Annotated in this window: 15 protein-coding genes; all 15 read left to right on the plus strand. The window is 58.6% G+C overall.

The genetic code is table 11. From position 1 onward, the window contains the following. Nucleotides 1-6: 6 nt before the first annotated feature. The 15 genes from ftsL (at nucleotide 7) to ftsZ (ending at nucleotide 19,191) form a co-directional block, all read left to right on the plus strand. Nucleotides 7-345 (plus strand): cell division protein FtsL, encoded by a 339-nt coding sequence (gene ftsL, locus AAC637_RS10890; protein WP_340303581.1) that lies wholly within the window; start codon nucleotides 7-9, stop codon nucleotides 343-345. Beyond that, entirely contained in the window at nucleotides 342-2,147 is a 1,806-nt protein-coding gene (locus AAC637_RS10895) for a peptidoglycan D,D-transpeptidase FtsI family protein (RefSeq protein ID WP_340303582.1), read from the plus strand. Before ftsL ends, AAC637_RS10895 begins: the two co-directional genes overlap by 4 nt. 29 nt (nucleotides 2,148-2,176) lie before the next feature. After that, a complete protein-coding gene (locus AAC637_RS10900) occupies nucleotides 2,177-3,673 on the plus strand; it encodes a UDP-N-acetylmuramoyl-L-alanyl-D-glutamate--2,6-diaminopimelate ligase (protein WP_340303583.1) in 1,497 nt (498 codons plus the stop codon). Then, the gene (locus AAC637_RS10905) at nucleotides 3,670-5,082 is read left to right on the plus strand and encodes a UDP-N-acetylmuramoyl-tripeptide--D-alanyl-D-alanine ligase (RefSeq protein WP_340303584.1); all 1,413 of its coding nucleotides are present in this window, start codon (nucleotides 3,670-3,672) and stop codon (nucleotides 5,080-5,082) included. Before AAC637_RS10900 ends, AAC637_RS10905 begins: the two co-directional genes overlap by 4 nt. A 15-nt stretch (nucleotides 5,083-5,097) precedes the next feature. After that, entirely contained in the window at nucleotides 5,098-6,183 is a 1,086-nt protein-coding gene (gene mraY / locus AAC637_RS10910; protein ID WP_340303585.1) for a phospho-N-acetylmuramoyl-pentapeptide-transferase, read from the plus strand. A gap of 19 nt (nucleotides 6,184-6,202) precedes the next feature. Next, nucleotides 6,203-7,609 carry a UDP-N-acetylmuramoyl-L-alanine--D-glutamate ligase gene (gene murD / locus AAC637_RS10915; protein WP_340303586.1) on the plus strand — a complete coding sequence of 469 codons (1,407 nt, stop codon included), beginning with the start codon at nucleotides 6,203-6,205 and terminating at the stop codon, nucleotides 7,607-7,609. A gap of 101 nt (nucleotides 7,610-7,710) precedes the next feature. Continuing rightward, nucleotides 7,711-8,877 (plus strand): peptidoglycan glycosyltransferase FtsW, encoded by a 1,167-nt coding sequence (locus AAC637_RS10920; protein WP_340303587.1) that lies wholly within the window; start codon nucleotides 7,711-7,713, stop codon nucleotides 8,875-8,877. Between the two features lie 4 nt (nucleotides 8,878-8,881). Then, a complete protein-coding gene (locus tag AAC637_RS10925) occupies nucleotides 8,882-9,988 on the plus strand; it encodes a UDP-N-acetylglucosamine--N-acetylmuramyl-(pentapeptide) pyrophosphoryl-undecaprenol N-acetylglucosamine transferase (protein WP_340303588.1) in 1,107 nt (368 codons plus the stop codon). Then, nucleotides 9,985-11,385: a UDP-N-acetylmuramate--L-alanine ligase gene (gene murC, locus AAC637_RS10930; protein WP_340303589.1), complete on the plus strand. Its 1,401-nt coding sequence runs from the start codon at nucleotides 9,985-9,987 to the stop codon at nucleotides 11,383-11,385. The genes AAC637_RS10925 and murC overlap by 4 nt, the downstream gene beginning before the upstream one ends. A 65-nt stretch (nucleotides 11,386-11,450) precedes the next feature. Then, the gene (locus AAC637_RS10935; RefSeq protein ID WP_340303590.1) at nucleotides 11,451-12,962 is read left to right on the plus strand and encodes a hypothetical protein; all 1,512 of its coding nucleotides are present in this window, start codon (nucleotides 11,451-11,453) and stop codon (nucleotides 12,960-12,962) included. Nucleotides 12,963-13,156: 194 nt separating this feature from the next. Then, entirely contained in the window at nucleotides 13,157-14,077 is a 921-nt protein-coding gene (gene murB / locus AAC637_RS10940) for a UDP-N-acetylmuramate dehydrogenase (protein ID WP_340303591.1), read from the plus strand. Nucleotides 14,078-14,224: 147 nt separating this feature from the next. Next, a complete protein-coding gene (locus AAC637_RS10945) occupies nucleotides 14,225-15,103 on the plus strand; it encodes a D-alanine--D-alanine ligase (RefSeq protein ID WP_445322735.1) in 879 nt (292 codons plus the stop codon). Next, nucleotides 15,091-16,026, plus strand: coding sequence for a cell division protein FtsQ/DivIB (locus AAC637_RS10950; protein ID WP_340303592.1), 936 nt, complete (start codon nucleotides 15,091-15,093; stop codon nucleotides 16,024-16,026). Before AAC637_RS10945 ends, AAC637_RS10950 begins: the two co-directional genes overlap by 13 nt. Next, the gene (ftsA, locus tag AAC637_RS10955) at nucleotides 16,026-17,360 is read left to right on the plus strand and encodes a cell division protein FtsA (RefSeq protein ID WP_340303678.1); all 1,335 of its coding nucleotides are present in this window, start codon (nucleotides 16,026-16,028) and stop codon (nucleotides 17,358-17,360) included. Before AAC637_RS10950 ends, ftsA begins: the two co-directional genes overlap by 1 nt. Before the next feature lie 250 nt (nucleotides 17,361-17,610). Then, nucleotides 17,611-19,191, plus strand: coding sequence for a cell division protein FtsZ (gene ftsZ, locus AAC637_RS10960; RefSeq protein WP_340303593.1), 1,581 nt, complete (start codon nucleotides 17,611-17,613; stop codon nucleotides 19,189-19,191). Nucleotides 19,192-19,330 lie beyond the last annotated feature (139 nt).

Raw genomic sequence — 19,330 nt, forward strand, 5'->3', positions numbered from 1 at the left:
GCTTTGATGTCCTTATTCACAGCAATTGCCGTTATTGGCCTTGGATTTTGGGCCTATCAGCAAAATATCCTAACCCAGCAAGCCGAACGCGAAGTGGCGCGCCTAGAGGCCGAGATTGCCGCCCATCATGAACGGCTTGCCATTTTGCGGTCGGAATGGGCCTTTCTCAATCGTCCTGATCGCTTGCGCGCATTGGTCGATATGAATTTTGATCGCTTGGGGCTGTTGCCGATGCAGCCAGATCAGTTTGCCACCATTCATGAAGTGTCTTTCCCTGATCCTCTGGCCGCGCTGACGGAGGCAAGCCTTGTGTCGGATGAGGCCGTGCTGGAGTATCAACCATGAGCGGTCAACGCATCCCCTTGCGCCCGTTGTCACGGGTGATTGAAGCGCGCCAAAAGGGTGAAAACCCCGATTACATCGAGCGCGAAAACCTGCGCCAACGCCACGAAGCCGAGCGGGACAAATTGCGCCTGCGGGCCGAGGGGCGGATTTTGGTCGTGGCTTTGTGCTTTTTGCTTGGCTTTGGCGCGGTTGGCGTGCGCATGGGCGCCTTGGCCGCCTCCGAACCGCAAGAGCCTGGTGTGACCTCTGTTGCAAGCGCAATTCAGACCGCCCGCGCGGATATTGTCGATCGGCAGGGGCGCATTTTGGCCACCAATCTTTTGACCAATGCGCTTTACGCCCACCCCCACGAGATGGTCGACCCGCTTGCTGCGGCTGAAGGTTTGGTCGAAATCTTCCCTGAGATGGATTATGACCGCTTGGTCGCGCAACTGACCTCTGAGCGCCGCTTCCTTTGGTTGCGCCGCTCCATCAGCCCCGAGCAGGAACAAGCTGTGCATGATCTGGGCGAGCCTGGCTTGCTCTTTGGCCCGCGCGAAATTCGGCTTTACCCTAATGGCGCGATTGCGGCGCATGTTTTGGGTGGCGCAGGGTTCGGGCAAGAGGCCGTGAATGCCGCAGAAATCGTAGGTGTTGCGGGGCTTGAGGCGCAGTTTGACGCCGAATTGCGCGATCCTGCCCGCGCACATACGCCGCTGCGCCTGTCGATGGATTTGGCCATCCAATCCGCCACCGAGGAAGTTCTCGCGTCTGGCATGGGATTGATGAATGCGCGCGGCGCTTCGGCGGTGTTGATGGATGCCCATACGGGCGAGGTGATCTCCCTTGCGAGCCTGCCTGATTTCGACCCCAATGCGCGGCCCCGTCCGCTGACATCGGGCAATGATCCGAGCCAAAGCCCGCTCTTTAACCGCGCGGTGCAGGGCGTGTATGAGCTTGGGTCTGTGTTCAAAATCTTCACCATGGCGCAGGCCTTGGAATTGGACATGGTGACGCCTGAGACATCAATAGACACAACAAGCCCGTTGCGGATTGCAGGGTTTAACATCCGCGACTTCCACAATTATGGGCCACGCCAAACCGCGACCGAAGTGATCGTGCATTCGTCAAATATCGGCACGGCGCGTATTGCTGATGAGATCGGGCCAGATCGCCAACGCCTGTTCCTCGAAGATTTGGGTTTGCTTGAACCAACCCCCCTTGAGATTGTCGAGGCCCCAACGGGCCGCCCGATGATCCCCGCGAGATGGGAACGCCTTTCAACTATGACTGTGTCCTACGGCCATGGTCTGTCGACGTCGCCTTTGCATTTGGCGGCGGGATTTGCCGCGATGGTCAATGGTGGCACGCGGGTTGCGCCGACTTTGATCGCACAGCGGGGCGCGCCGCAGACGGGGGCGCGCATCATTTCCGAAGATACCTCTGCACAAATCCGTGCCATGATGCGTGCCGTGGTCGATGGTGGCACGGCCAGCCTTGCCGAGGTCGAAGGCTATGAAATGGGCGGGAAAACGGGCACGGCCGATAAGCCCAACTCATCGGGCGGCTATTATGAGGATCGCGTGATTGCGACCTTCGCAGGGGCCTTTCCAATGAGTGACCCGCAATATGTGATTATCGTAACTTTGGACGAACCTGAAATTGTCGCCCTCGGTGAGACGCGCCGCACCGCGGGATGGACGGCTGCGCCAGTGGCCGCAGAAATCCTACGCCGCGTAGGCCCTTTGCTGAATCTGCAGCCGCGTGGTGCAGCAGAGATTGCGCAAAGTGGGGTTTCTCAGCTATCGAGCCATATCGAGTGATTTTGCCAAACCGACCAAAGGATTAACCCATGCCTGCGTCCCATCGCGATGAGACAATCCGCCTTTCATCGCTTGGGTTGACCCCAACGCGGGGTGGGGATGTGGCGGTGACGGGTTTGTGTCTTGATAGCCGCAAGATCAAACAGGGCGAGGTCTTCGCGGCCCTTGCAGGCAGCCATGCCCATGGGGCCAGTTTTGCGCAAGCGGTGCTTGCCGCGGGGGCTTCGGCGATTTTAACCGACCCTGAGGGCGCAAAGATAATTGGTGATTTCGCCGCTGATCACAATGCCAGCCTGATTGTCGTGGCTGAGCCGCGCGCAGCATTGGCGCAGGCCGCTGCCCTGTGGTTTGGCGCGCAGCCCGATACCATGGTCGCAGTGACAGGCACCAATGGCAAAACTAGTGTCGCAAGCTTTACCCGTCAGATTTGGAACGCCTTGGGTTTTGATGCGGTGAATATCGGCACCACGGGCGTGGAGGGCAGTTTTGCCGCCGCAGGCACCCACACAACGCCCGATCCTTTGACCTTACACGCCTTGTTGCGCGATATGGCCGAGGCGGGCGTCACCCATGCCGCGATGGAGGCCTCCTCACACGGGCTTGATCAATATCGCCTTGACGGTGTGCGCTTGGCTGCGGCGGGTTTTACCAATTTTACCCAAGATCACCTCGACTATCACGGCACGATGGAGGCCTATTTCGAGGCCAAAGCCCGCCTCTTTCGCCAAGTTTTGGATGAAAATGGCACTGTCGTGGTCAATCTGGATGATCCCAAAGGGGCGGCCATTGCCGCCATCGCCGAGGCGCGAGAGATTGAAGTGATCACCGTGGGTGAGGATGCGCCAAATGCACGCCTGCGTATTACGGCGCGGCGCTTGGATGAACGGGGTCAGGATTTACTCTTTACATGGCAAGATGACCCCTATCGCGCGCGGCTGTCCCTCATTGGTGGGTTTCAGGCCATGAATGTCTTGGTCGCGGCGGGTTTGGTGATTGCGGCAGGGGCCGCCACTGACGCGGTTTTTGCTACGCTGCCGCGCCTACAAGGCGTGCGCGGGCGAATGCAGCTTGCAGCAACCCGTGCCAATGGCGCGCCTGTTTTTGTCGATTATGCGCATACGCCCGATGCGTTGCGCACGGCGCTTTTGGCGCTCAGGCCGCATGTCATGGGGCGGCTTCATCTCGTCTTTGGTGCAGGCGGGGATCGCGACCGCGCCAAGCGCCCTTTGATGGGGGGCGAGGCCGCCGCCAATGCAGATTGCATCACTGTCACCGATGATAACCCCCGCAGCGAAGACCCCGCCGCCATTCGGGCCGCCATTCTTGAGTCCTGCCCGCAAGCCCGCGAGGTCGGCGATCGCGCCGAAGCGATTTTGCGCGCCGTGGCCGATTTGGCGCCAGGCGATGCGCTTTTGATTGCGGGCAAAGGGCATGAAACAGGGCAGATTGTCGGTGACGTTACCTATCCGTTCGATGATCTCGAACAGGCAAGCCTTGCCGTGAGCGCATTGGAGGGTCAGCAATGAGCGCGCTTTGGACATCAGCCGAGATTGGCGCGGCCACCCATGGCCGCACGCATGGGCCAGATTTTGAGGTCACAGGCATCTCGATTGACACCCGCAGCCTTATGGCAGGGGATTTCTTTGTGGCCTTGTCTGCCGCGCGCGATGGCCATGATTTTGTGGCGGATGCCTTGGCCAAAGGTGCCGCAGGCGCGTTGGTCAGCCGCATTCCTGACGGCGTTGCACAAGATGCGCCCCTGATCCTTGTGGAGGATGTGCAAACCGCGCTTGAGCATTTGGGGCGCGCAGGGCGCGCGCGTATGACGGGCCAGGTGGTCGCCATTACGGGGTCGGTTGGCAAAACCACCAGTAAAGAAATGATGCGCGCAGCCCTCGCACCCTTGGGGCGGGTGCATGCTTCGGTTGCCTCCTATAACAATCACTGGGGCGTGCCTTTGACCTTGGCGCGGATGCCGCGCGAGACAGATTTCGCGGTGATTGAAATCGGCATGAATGCGCCTGGCGAAATCGCCCCCTTGGCGCGCATGGCGCGGCCCCATTTGGCCATTGTGACCACTGTGGTCGCCGCCCATCTAGAGGCATTTGGCAGTCTTGAGGGGATCGCCCATGAAAAGGCGAGCATCTATGAGGGGCTTGAGACAGGTGGGATTGCCCTTGTTAATGCCGATGTTGAGACGAGCGCCATTTTGCAAGACAAAGCAACTGCCTGTGCCGCCCGCGTCCTTCGTTTTGGCGAGGCCGAAACCGCCGCGGCGTGCTTGGCTTCGGTTGAGATTATCGAGGATCGCACCATTGTCTCGATGGTCTTTGACGGTGACACGCATCTGTTCAAGCTGAACACCGCAGGGCGGCATTTGGCGCTGAATGCGGTGGCCGTTATGGCCAGTGTTGCTGCTTTGGGCGGGGATGTGGCGCTGGCGGCCCTTGGTCTGTCGGATTGGCAAGCCGTAACAGGGCGCGGCACCCGCGAGCGTTTGACCCTGTCAAATCGTCATGCCCATGCAGGCGAGATTGAAATGATAGATGATGCCTATAACGCCAATCCTGCCTCTATCGCAGCCGCGCTTGATGTTCTGGCTTCTGCAGAGGCACGCCGCCGTGTGGCGGTTTTGGGCGATATGTTGGAATTGGGCGCACAAGGCCCCGCGATGCACGCAGAATTGGCTGATCTTGCAAGCATCGCCAAGATCGAGCGCATTCATACAGTGGGCGGCTTGATGGAACATTTGCACGAAGCCCTGCCAAGCGATAAGCGCGGGCTGCATTGCGAAACCGCCGATGAGATGGCGCGCGCCCTGCCCAAAACCCTAGAGGAGGGCGATATTGTCCTTCTGAAAGGTTCAAACAGCGTAAAACTTGCGCGCGTGGTTGACGCATTGCGCAATCTCGGGCAATCCGTTGAGGAACGCTAAGGGGAGAACCGCCATATGTTGTATTGGCTCAGCGAATTGTCAGATGGCGGCGACCTCTTTAACCTGTTCCGCTATATCACCTTCCGTGCAGGTGCCGCGTTTTTTACGGCGCTGATCTTTGGTTTTATCTTTGGCCGCCCTCTGATCAACGCGCTGCGCCGCCGCTATGCCAAAGGACAACCCATTCGTGAAGATGGGCCTGCGCATCACATTGCAACCAAGGCAGGCACGCCCACAATGGGGGGCTTGCTGATCCTTGCGGCGCTGACGCTGTCCACGTTGCTTTGGGCGCGGCTTGATAATGGCTTTGTCTGGATTGTCTTGGGGGTGACTGTGGTCTTTGGCCTGATCGGTCTGGCGGATGATTGGGCCAAGGTCAGCCGCCAAACCACGGCGGGGCTTTCGGGCAAATTGCGCTTGGCGCTTGGCTTTGTGATCGCGGCTGTGGCCAGCATTTCAGCCTCAGCTTTGCACCCTGATGATCTGACGCTGCAACTGGCCGTGCCTGTGTTCAAAGATGTGCTGATCAATCTGGGCTATGTCTTTATCCCCTTTGCCATGATTGTGATTGTGGGCAGCGCCAATGCCGTCAACCTGACCGATGGTTTGGATGGCTTGGCCATCATGCCCGTGATGATCGCCGCAGCCACGCTTGGCGTGATTGCCTATGCGGTGGGGCGGGTTGATTTCACGGAATATCTTGATGTGCATTACGTGCCGGGAACGGGCGAATTGCTGGTGTTTTGCGCGGGTCTGATCGGCGGCGGTCTTGGGTTCCTATGGTATAATGCCCCGCCCGCAGCCGTGTTTATGGGGGATACAGGCTCGCTCGCCTTGGGCGGGGCTTTGGGCGCCATTGCCGTTGCCACAAAGCACGAAATTGTGTTGGCCATCGTGGGCGGCTTGTTCGTGGCCGAAGCGATGAGCGTGATTATCCAAGTTCTCTATTTCAAACGCACAGGCAAACGCGTGTTCTTGATGGCCCCCATCCATCACCATTTTGAGAAAAAAGGCTGGGCTGAGCCGCAAGTGGTGATCCGCTTCTGGATCATTTCCCTTATCCTTGCGCTGATTGGCCTTGCGACATTGAAACTGCGCTAACAAAGCAAGGAGCGGTCAGATGATCCCCGTCACTGGGTTTTCAGGTCAAAAAATCGCTGTTTTGGGCTTGGGCCGTTCGGGTCTTGCCACAGCGCGGGCGCTGCAAGCAGGTGGGGCCATTACGCTTGTTTGGGATGATGGGCAAGAGGCGCGCACTCGCGCCGAGGCGGATGGGTTTGTGGTCATTGATCTAACAAAGGCAGGCGCTTTTGAGGGCGTGTCGCGCCTGATCACCTCGCCCGGTATCCCCAATCTCTACCCTGCGCCGCATCCCGCAATTTTGGCCGCCTATCGCGCCAATGTGCCTGTTGATAATGATGTTGGCCTGTTTTTCGCGGCGCTGGGTCAGGCGGATTGGGCGCAATTTGACCGCCCCCCACGCGTGGTTGCGGTGACAGGGTCAAACGGAAAATCGACCACCTCGGCGCTAATCGCCCATATTTTGGATGTTGCGGGGGTATCTGTGCAGCTTGCGGGCAATATTGGGCGCGGTGTTTTGGATATTGATCCGCCCGAAGATGGGGGGGTGGTCGTGTTGGAATTATCCTCCTACCAAACCGAGCTTGCCCGTGCCCTGACGCCCGATATTGGGGTCTTTACCAACCTGTCAGCGGATCATTTGGATCGTCATGGTGGGATGGGGGGCTATTATGCGGCCAAGCGCAGGCTCTTTGCCGAAGGTGGCCCAGATCGCGCCGTGATCGGGATTGATGAGGTTGAAGGACTGTCCTTGTCCAATCAACTGACCCAAGGGGCAGGGGATGATCGGGTGATCCGCATCTCCTCTGCGCAGAAATTAGACGGCACGAATTGGGATGTCTTTGCACGTAAAGGCTGGCTGTCGGAATGGCGCAAGGGGCGTCAGGTGGCCTCTATTGATTTGCGCGATATCGCGGGGCTTGCAGGCGCGCATAACCATCAAAACGCCTGTGCGGCCTATGCGGTGGCGCGCGCGCTTGGCCTTGCGCCGCGCGTAATCGAGGACGCGTTGCATTCCTTCAAGGGCCTGCCGCATCGCAGTCAGGTTTTGGGCGAACTGCGCGGTGTGCGTTTCGTCAATGACAGCAAGGCCACCAATGCTGATGCCGCCGCCAAGGCGCTTGCCGCTTATCCTGCCATCCGTTGGATTTGTGGCGGGCTTGAGAAAGAGGGCGGGCTTGATGTGGCACGGCCACATTTCGGCTCGGTCAAAAAGGCCTATGTCATCGGGCGCGAAGCTGCAAAATTTGCCTTGAATTTGGGGGATCTTCCCAAAGAGATTTGCACCGATGTGGCCACCGCCGTGGCCCGCGCTGTCGCCGAGGCCGAGCCGGGCGATGTAGTTCTATTGGCCCCTGCCGCCGCTAGTTTTGATCAATACGACAATTTTGAGGAGCGGGGCGATGATTTTGCCGCCCAAGTTGCGCAAGTTCTTGCGCAATCGTAGGGCTGATGCGGCTTTCTCTGGCTTTCGGGAATAAATTTCGCTAATTTGCCAATGAGACCCGAAAAATCGGGCGGTTGAGGCAGTATCGGGCGGTATATCCCATGACAGAAATGGCGCATGGCACAGTTCTTGTGCAATCAGGCGAAGCGGTTTTGCCCCGTTGGTGGCGCACCGTTGATCGCGGCACAATAGGCTGCATTTTGGCACTTTTTGCGATTGGCCTGTTATTGGGCTTTGCCGCATCGCCACCTTTGGCCGAACGCAATGGTCACCCGCCCTTTCACTATGTAACACGCCAAGCCATCTTTGGCGGTGCGGCGATAATCGGGATGCTGTTAGTGTCGATGCTGTCGCCGCTCATGCTACGCCGCTTTGCGGTGGTGGGGTTTGGTGGCGCGTTTCTATCCCTTGCGGCGCTGCCGATTTTTGGCACTGATTTTGGGCAAGGCGCTGTGCGGTGGTATTCGCTTGGGTTTGCTTCGGTGCAGCCATCTGAATTTCTAAAACCCCTCTACATTGTCACAGTCGCTTGGATGGTCGCCGCAAGCCAAGAATTGGCAGGCCCGCCAGGCAAGCGCCTGTCCTTTGGATTGACCATTCTCATTGTTGGCATTTTGGTGATGCAGCCTGATTTCGGTCAGGCGGCCCTGATCTTGATGGGGTGGTGCGTGATCTATTTCGTTGCAGGCGCGCCCATTATTCTCATGGTCAGCGTTGTGGCGCTTGCAGGGGTCGGGGGCATCTTTGCCTATCATGCCTCCGAGCATTTTGCGCGCCGTATTGATGGGTTCCTCAGCGCCGAAGTGGCGCCAAACACCCAGCTTGCTTATGCGGCCAATGCAATCCGTGAAGGTGGATTTTTTGGCGCAGGCTTGGGCGAGGGTGCCGTGAAATGGACATTGCCTGATGCGCATACCGATTTCATTATTGCGGTCGCTGCCGAAGAATATGGTGTGATCCTTGTGTTGATCATCATCGCCCTCTTCGCGGCAATCGCCTTTCGCAGTTTCCTGCGTTTGCTCAAAGAACGCGACCCGTTCATCCGCCTTGCAGGCACGGGTCTTGTGACCATGTTCGCGCTACAGGCCTTTATCAATATGGGCGTTGCGGTGCGGCTTTTGCCTGCAAAGGGCATGACCTTGCCCTTTGTGTCCTATGGCGGCTCTTCTATCCTTGCAACAGGTCTTGCGATGGGGATGATTTTGGCCTTTACCCGTGCGCGGCCACAGGGTGATTTGGCCGATATCTTTAGCAAACGGGGGCGTTGATCCGATGGGGACTGGAGGCGCGCGTCACGCTATCATCGCGGCAGGGGGAACGGGGGGGCATATGTTCCCCGCCCAAGCTTTGGCCGAGGCCTTGGTGCGGCAGGGGTGGCAGGTGACGCTTTCGACAGATGCGCGCGGCGCGCGCTATGCGGGGGGATTTCCCCATGTGGTGTCTGTGCAAACAGTGGCGGCGGCCACATTCGCCCAAGGGGGGCTGGCCGATAAACTTAAGGCGCCCTTTAAAATCTTGGGGGGTATTCTATCGGCCTTGCTGCTGCAGCGCCGCCTTCAGCCCGATATTGTCATAGGCTTTGGCGGTTATCCGACCATTCCCGCATTGGCCGCGGCGTGGATTGCGCGGCGTCCGCGGGCCTTGCATGAGCAAAATGGCGTCCTTGGTCGCGTCAATCATCTGTTTGCGCGGCGCGTGGATCGGGTGGCCTGTGGCACATGGCCCACGCGCCTGCCTGAGGGCACACAGGCGGATCATATCGGCAACCCTGTGCGGGCTGCGGTGATGGCGCGCGCAGGCGCCGTTTATACACCGCCCGGCGATTGGCCCCTGTCACTTGTGATCATCGGTGGCAGCCAAGGCGCGCGTATCCTGTCTGAAATTGTGCCAAATGCGCTGGCGAAACTGCCCAAAGGAATTTTGGCGCGCTTGCGCGTGGCCCAACAGGCCCGCCCCGAGGATATTGATCGCGTCATCCGTGCCTATGATTATTTGGGTGTCACCGCCGAGGTGCAGCCGTTTTTCGATGATATCCCTCGCCGGATCGCGGAGGCGCAATTGGTAATCAGCCGCGCAGGCGCGTCCTCGGTTGCGGATATTTCGGTCATTGGGCGGCCTGCGATTTTCATCCCCTTTGCCGCCGCCACCGCAGATCATCAAACCGCCAATGCCGGCCCTATGGTCGCCGCAGGGGCAAGCCTTGCGATTGCGGAACATGAGCTGAACGCCGACAGCCTATCAGAAGCCATGTTTGAGGTTTTGGCTGACCCTGCACAGGCCCAAGCCATGGCAAATGCCGCGCTTGCGCAATCCGTGCCAGATGCCACCGATCGTCTTGTTGCGATGGTCGAGGAAATTGCAGCGAAAGGAAGATCATGAACGCCGCCGCCACAAAACTGCCCACACAGCTTGGGCCGATCCATTTCACAGGCATTGGCGGCATTGGCATGTCGGGTATTGCTGAGGTGCTGTTGAACCACGGCTATGCGGTGCAAGGATCTGACCTGAAGGAAAGCAAGATCACCGAACGTCTTGCGGCATTGGGCGCGCGGATCTTTATCGGGCAGGCGGCAGAAAATTTGGACGGGGCCGAGGTGGTTGTGATCTCCTCCGCCATCAAACCGGGCAATCCTGAATTTGACGCAGCGCGCGCGCAGGGCTTGCCGATGGTGCGCCGTGCCGAGATGTTGGCCGAATTGATGCGCCTGCGCTCGAATGTGGCGATTGCAGGCACGCATGGCAAAACCACCACCACCACCCTTGTGGCGACCCTGCTCGATGCGGGCGGCATTGACCCCACTGTGATCAATGGCGGCATCATCCACGCTTATGGCTCAAACGCCCGCGTGGGCCAAGGCGAATGGATGGTGGTCGAGGCCGATGAATCGGATGGCACCTTCAACCGCCTGCCCGCCACCATCGCCATCGTCACCAATATCGACCCCGAACATATGGAACATTGGGGCACGATCGAAAATCTGCGCAAAGGCTTTTACGATTTCGTCTCGAATATCCCCTTTTACGGGCTCGCGGTCTGCTGCACCGACCATGCTGAGGTGCAGGCACTGGTTGGGCGCGTCACGGATCGCCGCGTGGTGACATATGGGTTCAACGCGCAGGCCGATGTGCGCGCGGTGGGCTTGCATTACGTCAAGGGTGTCGCGCATTTCGACATCGCACTGCGCGGCGAGGATCGGGTGATTGCAGGCTGCACCCTGCCTATGCCCGGCGATCACAATGTCTCAAACGCGCTGGCCGCCGTTGCCGTGGCGCGCCATTTGGGCATGAAATCGGATGAAATCCGCGCGGCCCTTGCGGGCTTCAAGGGGGTCAACCGCCGCTTCACCAAATTGGGCGAGGTGGATGGCATCACCATCATTGATGATTACGGCCACCACCCCGTGGAAATCGCGGCCGTTTTGCGCGCCGCAAGGCAGGCCAGCGAGGGGCGCGTGATCGCGTTGCATCAACCCCATCGCTATACGCGCCTCTCCTCCCTGTTCGAGGATTTTTGCAGTTGCTTTAACGATGCTGATGTGGTGGGCATTGCCGAGGTTTACGCCGCAGGCGAGGCGCCCATTGCGGGCGCATCCCGCGATGATCTGGTCGCGGGCCTCACCCGCCACGGCCACCGCAACGCGCATGCAGTCGACAGCGAAGACGCGCTCGAGGCGCTTGTGCGCGCCGAGGCCAAATCAGGCGATATCGTGGTCTGCCTAGGCGCAGGCACGATCAGCGCATGGGCGCATGGCCTTGTGGGGCGGTTGCAAAAATAGGTTTGCTATTTAGGTCTGAATTGATGCACTCCTGACCCGAGTAACGGAGTCAGGGGTTTGGCTGCATGAAGGCGAAAGATATTCAATCGGCAGATGATCTGAGGGCTTGGTTGAAGGGCCTGCCTGAGGAGCAGGCATTGCGGGTAGCGCCGCTGATTGCTTGCCGCGCGGCCATGCGAGTTTTGCCTTTTTGGGCGCGGTCAAAACAAGATGATCTGGCTGCCTTACCTGTTTTTTGGTGCAGTCTATCAAACGTTGCTTCACATGAGAATCGCGCCACGATTAGAAAGTTTGGGCGTAGAGCCTCCCAACCTACCGCCGCCGACTCCTCCTCCGTTGCCTTGGTCGCCTACGCCGCTGCCTCCGCCGCCGACGCGGCTGTCGCTTCCGCCGCCAACGTGGCCGCCGCTTCCACGTCCCTCGCGGCCATCGCCGCCGTCGACTCGGCCGCTGTCACCATTGCTGTCCATGCCGCCTACATCGCCGACGCCACCGCTGTCGAGCAGGGAGAGGACCTAACGAAGTTACCTCTCTTGCCTGATGGCGCAGACCCGCATGCCGAAGTTTGGGAAAACGCCACACCGCTTTTCCAACGTCACCCCGCATGGTCCGTGTTCAAAGACCTCTACGAAAACGCCCTTCACGCCCGCCCGCAGAACTGGCCGCTTCTGAACGAATTGGCGCAGAAGGGCGAGGCGTTTTGGACGGGGACGGATACGGAGTTTCTGGATCGCATCGCGGGGGTGATGGAGGGGTTTGCTATCTCGCGTGCTATTCCATTTGATTATACCTTCGATCAGATAGCACGAATGATGCGCATCGTTGGCATTGACGATGACACCGCTCACCTCCGCGACCCCCAAGCCAACAGGCGTTTTCTTGATGACGCGAGGGAAGCGCGGGATCTGCTTCAAGATTTTGTTGATTATACCGAGAGCATGGGTGGCGGCAGAAATACCGTAGGCGCAACCCGCGTTGCCGCCGAAAAATTGCTGAATGAGCTAAATCGCGTTGAGAACATAGATCACTTGCGGGTGCGGATACTGATGAACCGAGCCAAGTATCTTGAAATGTTCATGGGGGACCCGCAACAAGGGGATGATCTGACTGAGTCATTAATTAAAATCTTGGCGGACGCTGTCACGAATTTGCGCGCCGTGTTCCGAACCCACTTCGGACCCGCCTTTGCTGCGCTTGCGCCGCTCTCACAGTTGTCATGGGACCAGTTAGACCGAGACGCCGTCTTGAGCTTATTCGACCAAAAGATCGATGAAATAAGGGGAATTTCTTCTGAGAAGGTTCCACTTGATCCAGAGGGGCAGGCGATCTTGGCTGATATGTTGCGCGAGTTATTCGAATGGCGCGCGCGCGTCTCTCAGGCGTCAGACGATCAAATGCGTGAAATTTTCGATCAGCGATTCGCAGAAGCAACGGGTGCCACGGGTTTGGCATTGTTGAGGTTTTGGCAGAAGCGGGCGCCTCAAATTGGGAAACTTGCTGATGGGATGGTGAAGATTGGAAACGCGGCTAATGCCCTTGGCGATATCGTTGAAAGTGTGACGAACTTGTCCAACTAAATGATCGTGGCAGCCTAACAATAAAACCCGCTCAAAGCGGGTTTTGTCGCGCACGACCTGCCCCTACGGGGCGGGCGCGGCAGTGCCGCTCCCACCCCTCGGGCCGTGCGCCACAAAACCCTAAAGGGGGCGCAAACTCCTACCTCTCTGCCAAAACCCTTGCGCGGGGGAATCGCAACCGCTACTTCCCCTATATGACCCAAAGCCTTCCAATCCCGCGCGGCACTTTGACCCCAGATCGCCCTTTAGCGGATCTGACTTGGCTGCGCGTGGGTGGGCCTGCGGAGTATCTGTTTCAGCCTGCGGATCTTGACGATCTGCAATCCTTCTTTGCCGCGCTTGATCCCGCCATTCCTGTTTTTCCCATCGGTGTCGGCTCCAACCTCATCATCCGCGATGGCGGGATGCGCGGTGTGGTGATCCGTTTGGGGCGCGGGTTTAACGATATTCGCATCGAAGGGGATCAGGTCATTACAGGGGCGGCGGCGCTTGATGCCCATGTCGCGCGGCGCGCGGGCGAGGCGGGGTTAGACCTGACCTTTCTGCGCACCATTCCTGGCACCATCGGCGGGGCCTGCCGCATGAATGCGGGCTGCTATGGGGCCTATGTGGCGGATCATTTGACCACGGCCCGCGCGGTGACGCGGGCGGGCAGGGTGGTCACGCTTGCCCCTGATGATTTCCAATTTGCCTATCGCCAGACGGGGCTTGACTCCGATCTGATCTTGATCGAGGCGCGGTTCACCGCGCCGCGCGCCAAACCCGATGAACTGGCCGCCAAGATGGACGACCAACTGGCGCGCCGCGATGCCAGCCAACCGACCAAAGACCGCACGGCAGGCTCGACCTTTCGCAACCCTGCGGGGTTTTCCTCGACTGGGCGCACCGATGACAGCCACGAGATGAAAGCGTGGAAGCTGATCGAGGATGCAGGTCTGCGCGGGCATCGTCTGGGCGGCGCGGTGATGAATGAGAAACATCCCAACTTCCTGACCAATGCAGGCGGGGCCACCGCCAAGGAATTGGAAGATTTGGGCGAATATGTGCGAAAAAAGGTTTTCCAAAACAGCGGATTGCAGCTAGAATGGGAAATTATGCGCGTGGGTGATCCGTAACGGATCGTAAGCGCGCCAATAACAGCCCGCCGCAAGATGCGGGCAACGCGGTGGCCAAGGGGCGCAAAGACCCTGAAGGCCGATTGAGGCAAGAGGCAAGATTTGGGTGGTTCTGCTGCAAAAGCATCCCCCCGTATTGCGTTATTGATGGGTGGCCCCTCGGCAGAGCGCGAGGTGTCTCTTTCATCGGGGCGCGAATGTGCCAAGGCACTGGCGGGCGAAGGCTATGAGGTGATCGAGGTCGATGCAGGCCCCGATTTGGCTATGCGTCTGTCTGAAATTTCCCCTGATGTTGTGTTCAACGCGCTTCATGGCCGCTTTGGCGAAGATGGTGTGGTGCAAGGCATGTTGGAATGGATGCGTCTGCCCTACACCCATTCGGGCGTTTTGGCCTCTGCGCTTGCCATGGATAAACAGCGCACCAAAGATGTGTTGCGCGCCGCAAACCTGCCCGTCATGGACAGCCAGATCGTGGCGCGGGACGATGTCGCGCGCGCCCATGTGATGCCGCCGCCCTATGTGGTAAAGCCCAATAACGAGGGCAGTTCGGTCGGGGTGTATCTGGTGATGGACGGGACCAATAGCCCCCCCGTGCTTGGCCCTGAGATGCCAGATCAGGTGATGGTGGAAACCTATGCGCCCGGTCGTGAATTGACCACCACAGTGGTGGGGGATCGCGCCCTTGGCGTGACCGAGATTATCACGACAGGGTGGTATGATTACGATGCGAAATACAAGCCCGGCGGGTCGCGTCATGTGATCCCTGCCGATATTCCCGCTGAGATTACGCAAGCCTGCCTTGATATGGCGATTGCCGCGCATCGCGCGCTGGGTCTGCGGGGGGTCTCGCGCAGCGATTTCCGTTGGGACGATGCGCGCGGCTTGGCTGGTTTGGTGATGCTTGAGGTCAATACGCAACCCGGCATGACCCCAACCTCACTGGCACCCGAACAGGCGCAGGCCGTAGGGATCAGTTTTGGCGCTCTGTGTCGTTGGATGGTGGAGGATGCCTCATGCGACCGCTAGGCCCCGCGCAGCGCCCAAGCGCGCCGCAACATGGCGCAAGCGCCTCAAGCCCGCGCCAAAAGCGCGACCCCGCCCCATCGGTGATGGCCTATCGTTTTCAGCGCCTTTGGCTGACGCCCGTCTTTCGCGTTTTTATGCGCTATGGTCTGCCTTTGATCATCATCGTTGGGGGCAGCGCCGCCTATCTGTCGAACCCGCGCAATATGGATCAGCTGACCGCGCAGGTGGAAGATCTGCGCCGCACCATTGAGGCGCGCCCAGAATTTCGAGTGACGCTGTTGTCAGTGAATGGTGCAAGTCCCGCTTTGGCGGATGAAATCCGCGGGCGTTTGTCGCTTGATTTCCCGCTCTCCTCCTTCGATCTCGACTTGCCCCAGATAAAGGCGCAGATCGAAGAAATACCCGCAGTGCGCAACGCCCAACTGCGCATCGCGGCAGATGGGGTCTTGCAATTGGATATTGAGGAGCGGATGCCTGAATTGATCTGGCAAACGCGCGAGGCGTTCTTGTTGATTGATGGCGATGGCGTGGTCATTGATGATTTGATCAGCCGACCCATTTCGCAGGCCTTACCGTTGATCGGCGGGGAAGGGGCGGATCTTGCCGCGCGCGAGGCCTTGAACCTTGTGCGTATCGCGGCCCCTTTGGCCGATCAGTTGCGCGGTTTCGTGCGTGTGGGCGAGCGGCGCTGGGATGTCATCCTTTCTGATGGGCGCAAGATTATGCTGCCCGAGGAAAATGCCAGTTTTGTCTTAGATCGGGTGATCGCCTTGGATCAGGCGCAGGATATCCTGAGCCGCGATATCCTCAGTATAGATATGCGCAGGCCAGACCGGCCCACATTACGCCTCAGCGCAGGGGCCAAAGATAATTTCGACATGTTGCGTGGTCAGTTGGTGGTGAGTGGAGAACGGCAAGGATGATGAACAATCTGTATCATATGCAGCGCGCAATGCGCGCCAAACGCCAAGAGGCTCTCAGGCGCGGTGTCATGGCGGTTTTGGATGTGGGCAGTTATAAAATCTCCTGCCTCGTGCTGCGGTTTGATGAGACGGGCATGGCCTATTCCACAGATCGCCAAGCGGCCCTTGCGGGGCAGTCTGCCTTTCGGGTGATTGGCATGGGCACAACGCGCTCGCGCGGTGTGCGTTTTGGCGAGATCGACACGGTTCAAGAAACCGAACGCGCCATTCGCACCGCTGTCCAGACCGCGCAAAAAATGGCCCATACCCGCGTGGATCACGTAATGGTGGCTTTTGCAGGGGCGCGTCCGCGCTCCTATGGCATGGCGGGCGAGACGATTGTTCAAGACAAGACTGTGCAAGATGATGATGTGGCCCGCGCCTTGGCCAGTTGTGATTTGCCTGATTTGGGCGAAGGACGCGAGGTTTTGCACGCGCAGCCTGTCAATTTCTCATTGGATCATCGCACAGGCCTATACGACCCCCGTGGTCAGGTTGGCGAACGTCTGGCGGTGGATATGCATCTTCTGTCGGTCGAGGCCAATGCCATTGAGGCGCTGCTCTACTGCGTGAAACGCTGTGATTTGGAACTCGCAGGTCTGGCCTCTTCGCCCTATGTGGCGGGGGTGTCGAGCCTTGTCGAGGATGAACAGGAATTGGGCGCGGCTTGTTTGGATATGGGCGGCGGTGCCACGGGCCTGTCTATTTTCATGAAAAAGCATATGATCTATGCCGATACCGTGCGCATGGGCGGGGATCATGTCACCTCGGATATTTCGCAGGCGTTGCAAATTCCCATGACCCATGCCGAGCGGATCAAGACCCGCTTTGGGGGGCTTGTTGCCACGGGCATGGATGATCGCGAAATGATCGAATTGCATGGCAATACAGGCGATTGGAATTACGACCGCCGTCATGTCAGCCGTGCGGAATTGATCGGTGTGATGCGCCCGCGCGTTGAGGAAATCCTTGAAGAGGTGCGCGCCCGCCTTGATGCCGCAGGGTTTGATCATCTGCCCAGTCAGCGCATTGTTTTGACAGGTGGGGGCAGTCAGGTGCCGGGTCTTGATGGTTTGGCTTCACGCATTTTGGGCAATCAGGTGCGGCTTGGCCGCCCGATGCGGGTGCAAGGTTTGCCGCAATCGGCCTGTGGCCCCGCGTTTTCAACATCGGTTGGTCTGTCGCTGTTTGCGGCCTATCCACAAGATGAATGGTGGGATTTCGACATTCCCGCCGAAAGCTATCCTGCCCGCTCGCTGAAGCGCGCGGTGCGTTGGTTCCGCGACAATTGGTGAGAAACCGCCCCGCTTGACGCGTCAAACACTAGCGAAATTGCCCCCTCGCACCACAGAATGCGGGGGGTGTCGGCAAGATCACGCCGAAGGTCACAGATAAGCCACTCTATTTTGTGGTAAATTCGCAATTTTCTGATGACGCGGCGCAGATTTATCGTTACTGTGATCCAAAAGAAACACGAGGCAGTCAAACCCCAAGGTATCTGGCGCAAGATCAGATCAGGGACGACAAAACAGGTGGACCGAGCAGATGACCTTGAACCTTTCCATGCCCGACACAGGGACAGAGCTAAAACCACGGATCACCGTGTTCGGTGTGGGTGGCGCAGGCGGCAATGCCGTGAACAACATGATTGAGCAGGCCCTTGATGGCTGCGAATTCGTTGTCGCGAATACCGATGCCCAAGCCTTGCAGCAATCCAAAGCACCGCAGCGCATCCAGATCGGTGCGCGCGTGACCGAGGGTCTTGGGGCAGGGGCGCGCCCTTCTGTTGGGGCAAGCGCGGCAGAAGAATCCATCGAAGAGATCGTGGATCAATTGGCAGGCTCACATATGTGCTTCATCACCGCGGGCATGGGCGGTGGCACAGGCACGGGTGCGGCGCCAATCATCGCGCAAGCGGCGCGTGAACTGGGCGTATTGACAGTGGGTGTGGTGACAAAGCCCTTCCAATTCGAAGGCGCTAAGCGGATGCGCCAAGCCGAAGAGGGCATTGAGCAGCTGCAAAAGGTTGTTGATACGCTGATCATCATTCCGAACCAAAACCTGTTCCGTTTGGCCAATGAGAAAACCACCTTCACCGAAGCCTTCGCGATGGCGGATGATGTTCTCTATCAGGGCGTCAAAGGTGTGACGGATCTGATGGTGCGTCCGGGCCTGATCAACCTTGACTTCGCGGATGTCCGCGCCGTCATGAACGAGATGGGCAAGGCCATGATGGGCACGGGCGAAGCCGAAGGTGAAACACGCGCCATTCAGGCCGCTGAAAAGGCGATCGCCAACCCGCTCTTGGATGAAATCAGCCTCAAAGGTGCAAAAGGCGTCTTGATCAATATCACAGGCGGCTATGATCTGACCCTGTTTGAATTGGACGAGGCCGCAAACCGCATTCGTGAAGAGGTTGACCCTGACGCGAATATCATCGTCGGCTCGACCCTTGATACCTCGATGGAAGGTCGGATGCGTGTGTCTGTTGTGGCAACAGGTATCGATGTTTCTGAAATGCAGATGTACCAGCCAGAGCGCAGCTACACAGCCACGCCTCAGCCTGTTGCAGAAGTTGTTGAAGAACAGCCTGCACCTGCCGAAGAATTCGCAGCAGATCAATCGCCTGAGCCGTTCTTGTTCGATGATCTTGACCGTGAAGTTACCTCTGAGCCCGCCCCGATGATGGAGGTGGATCACAACGAGGTTCCCGTGCCTTTGTATGACAGCGCGATGAGCAGCCCCGCCCCTGTCGCGGCTGACCCTGAGCCTGTTTATGAACAAGAAGCGGCCAGCTTTACCGCCCCGATGCGTCCTGCAGCAGGCACACCAAGCCCGCAGGCCTTGGATCGTCTGAAAAATGCAATCGCAACGCATAATGCAACGACAGCACGCCCAACTGCGCCGCGCCCCGCATTGACGGAGAAACCCGCCGGGCCCCGCCGTGCCTTTGGGATTAATTCGCTGCTTGAGCGGATGACGGGTCAAAGCAACACAGACGCCCCCGTGAATCGCAGTCGCCCTGACCTCAGCGCGCAGCATCAGCCGATAATGGAGGATGACGCAGTCGACCCAGAACAGGAGCGCATCGAAGTTCCTGCATTCCTGCGCCGCCAAGCGAATTAAATTTTCGAAAATATGACAGCGAAAAGGCCGATCTTGTGTCGGCCTTTTTCGTTTTTAATCAAATGATTAGATGAGTATCCTGTGGTCTTTGGCAAGATTTTGCCGATGCGTTTTTGCATTGTTGCAGAGAGTCACAAAG

The organism is Roseobacter sp. HKCCD7870, assembly GCF_037830315.1.
Classification (GTDB): domain Bacteria; phylum Pseudomonadota; class Alphaproteobacteria; order Rhodobacterales; family Rhodobacteraceae; genus M30B80.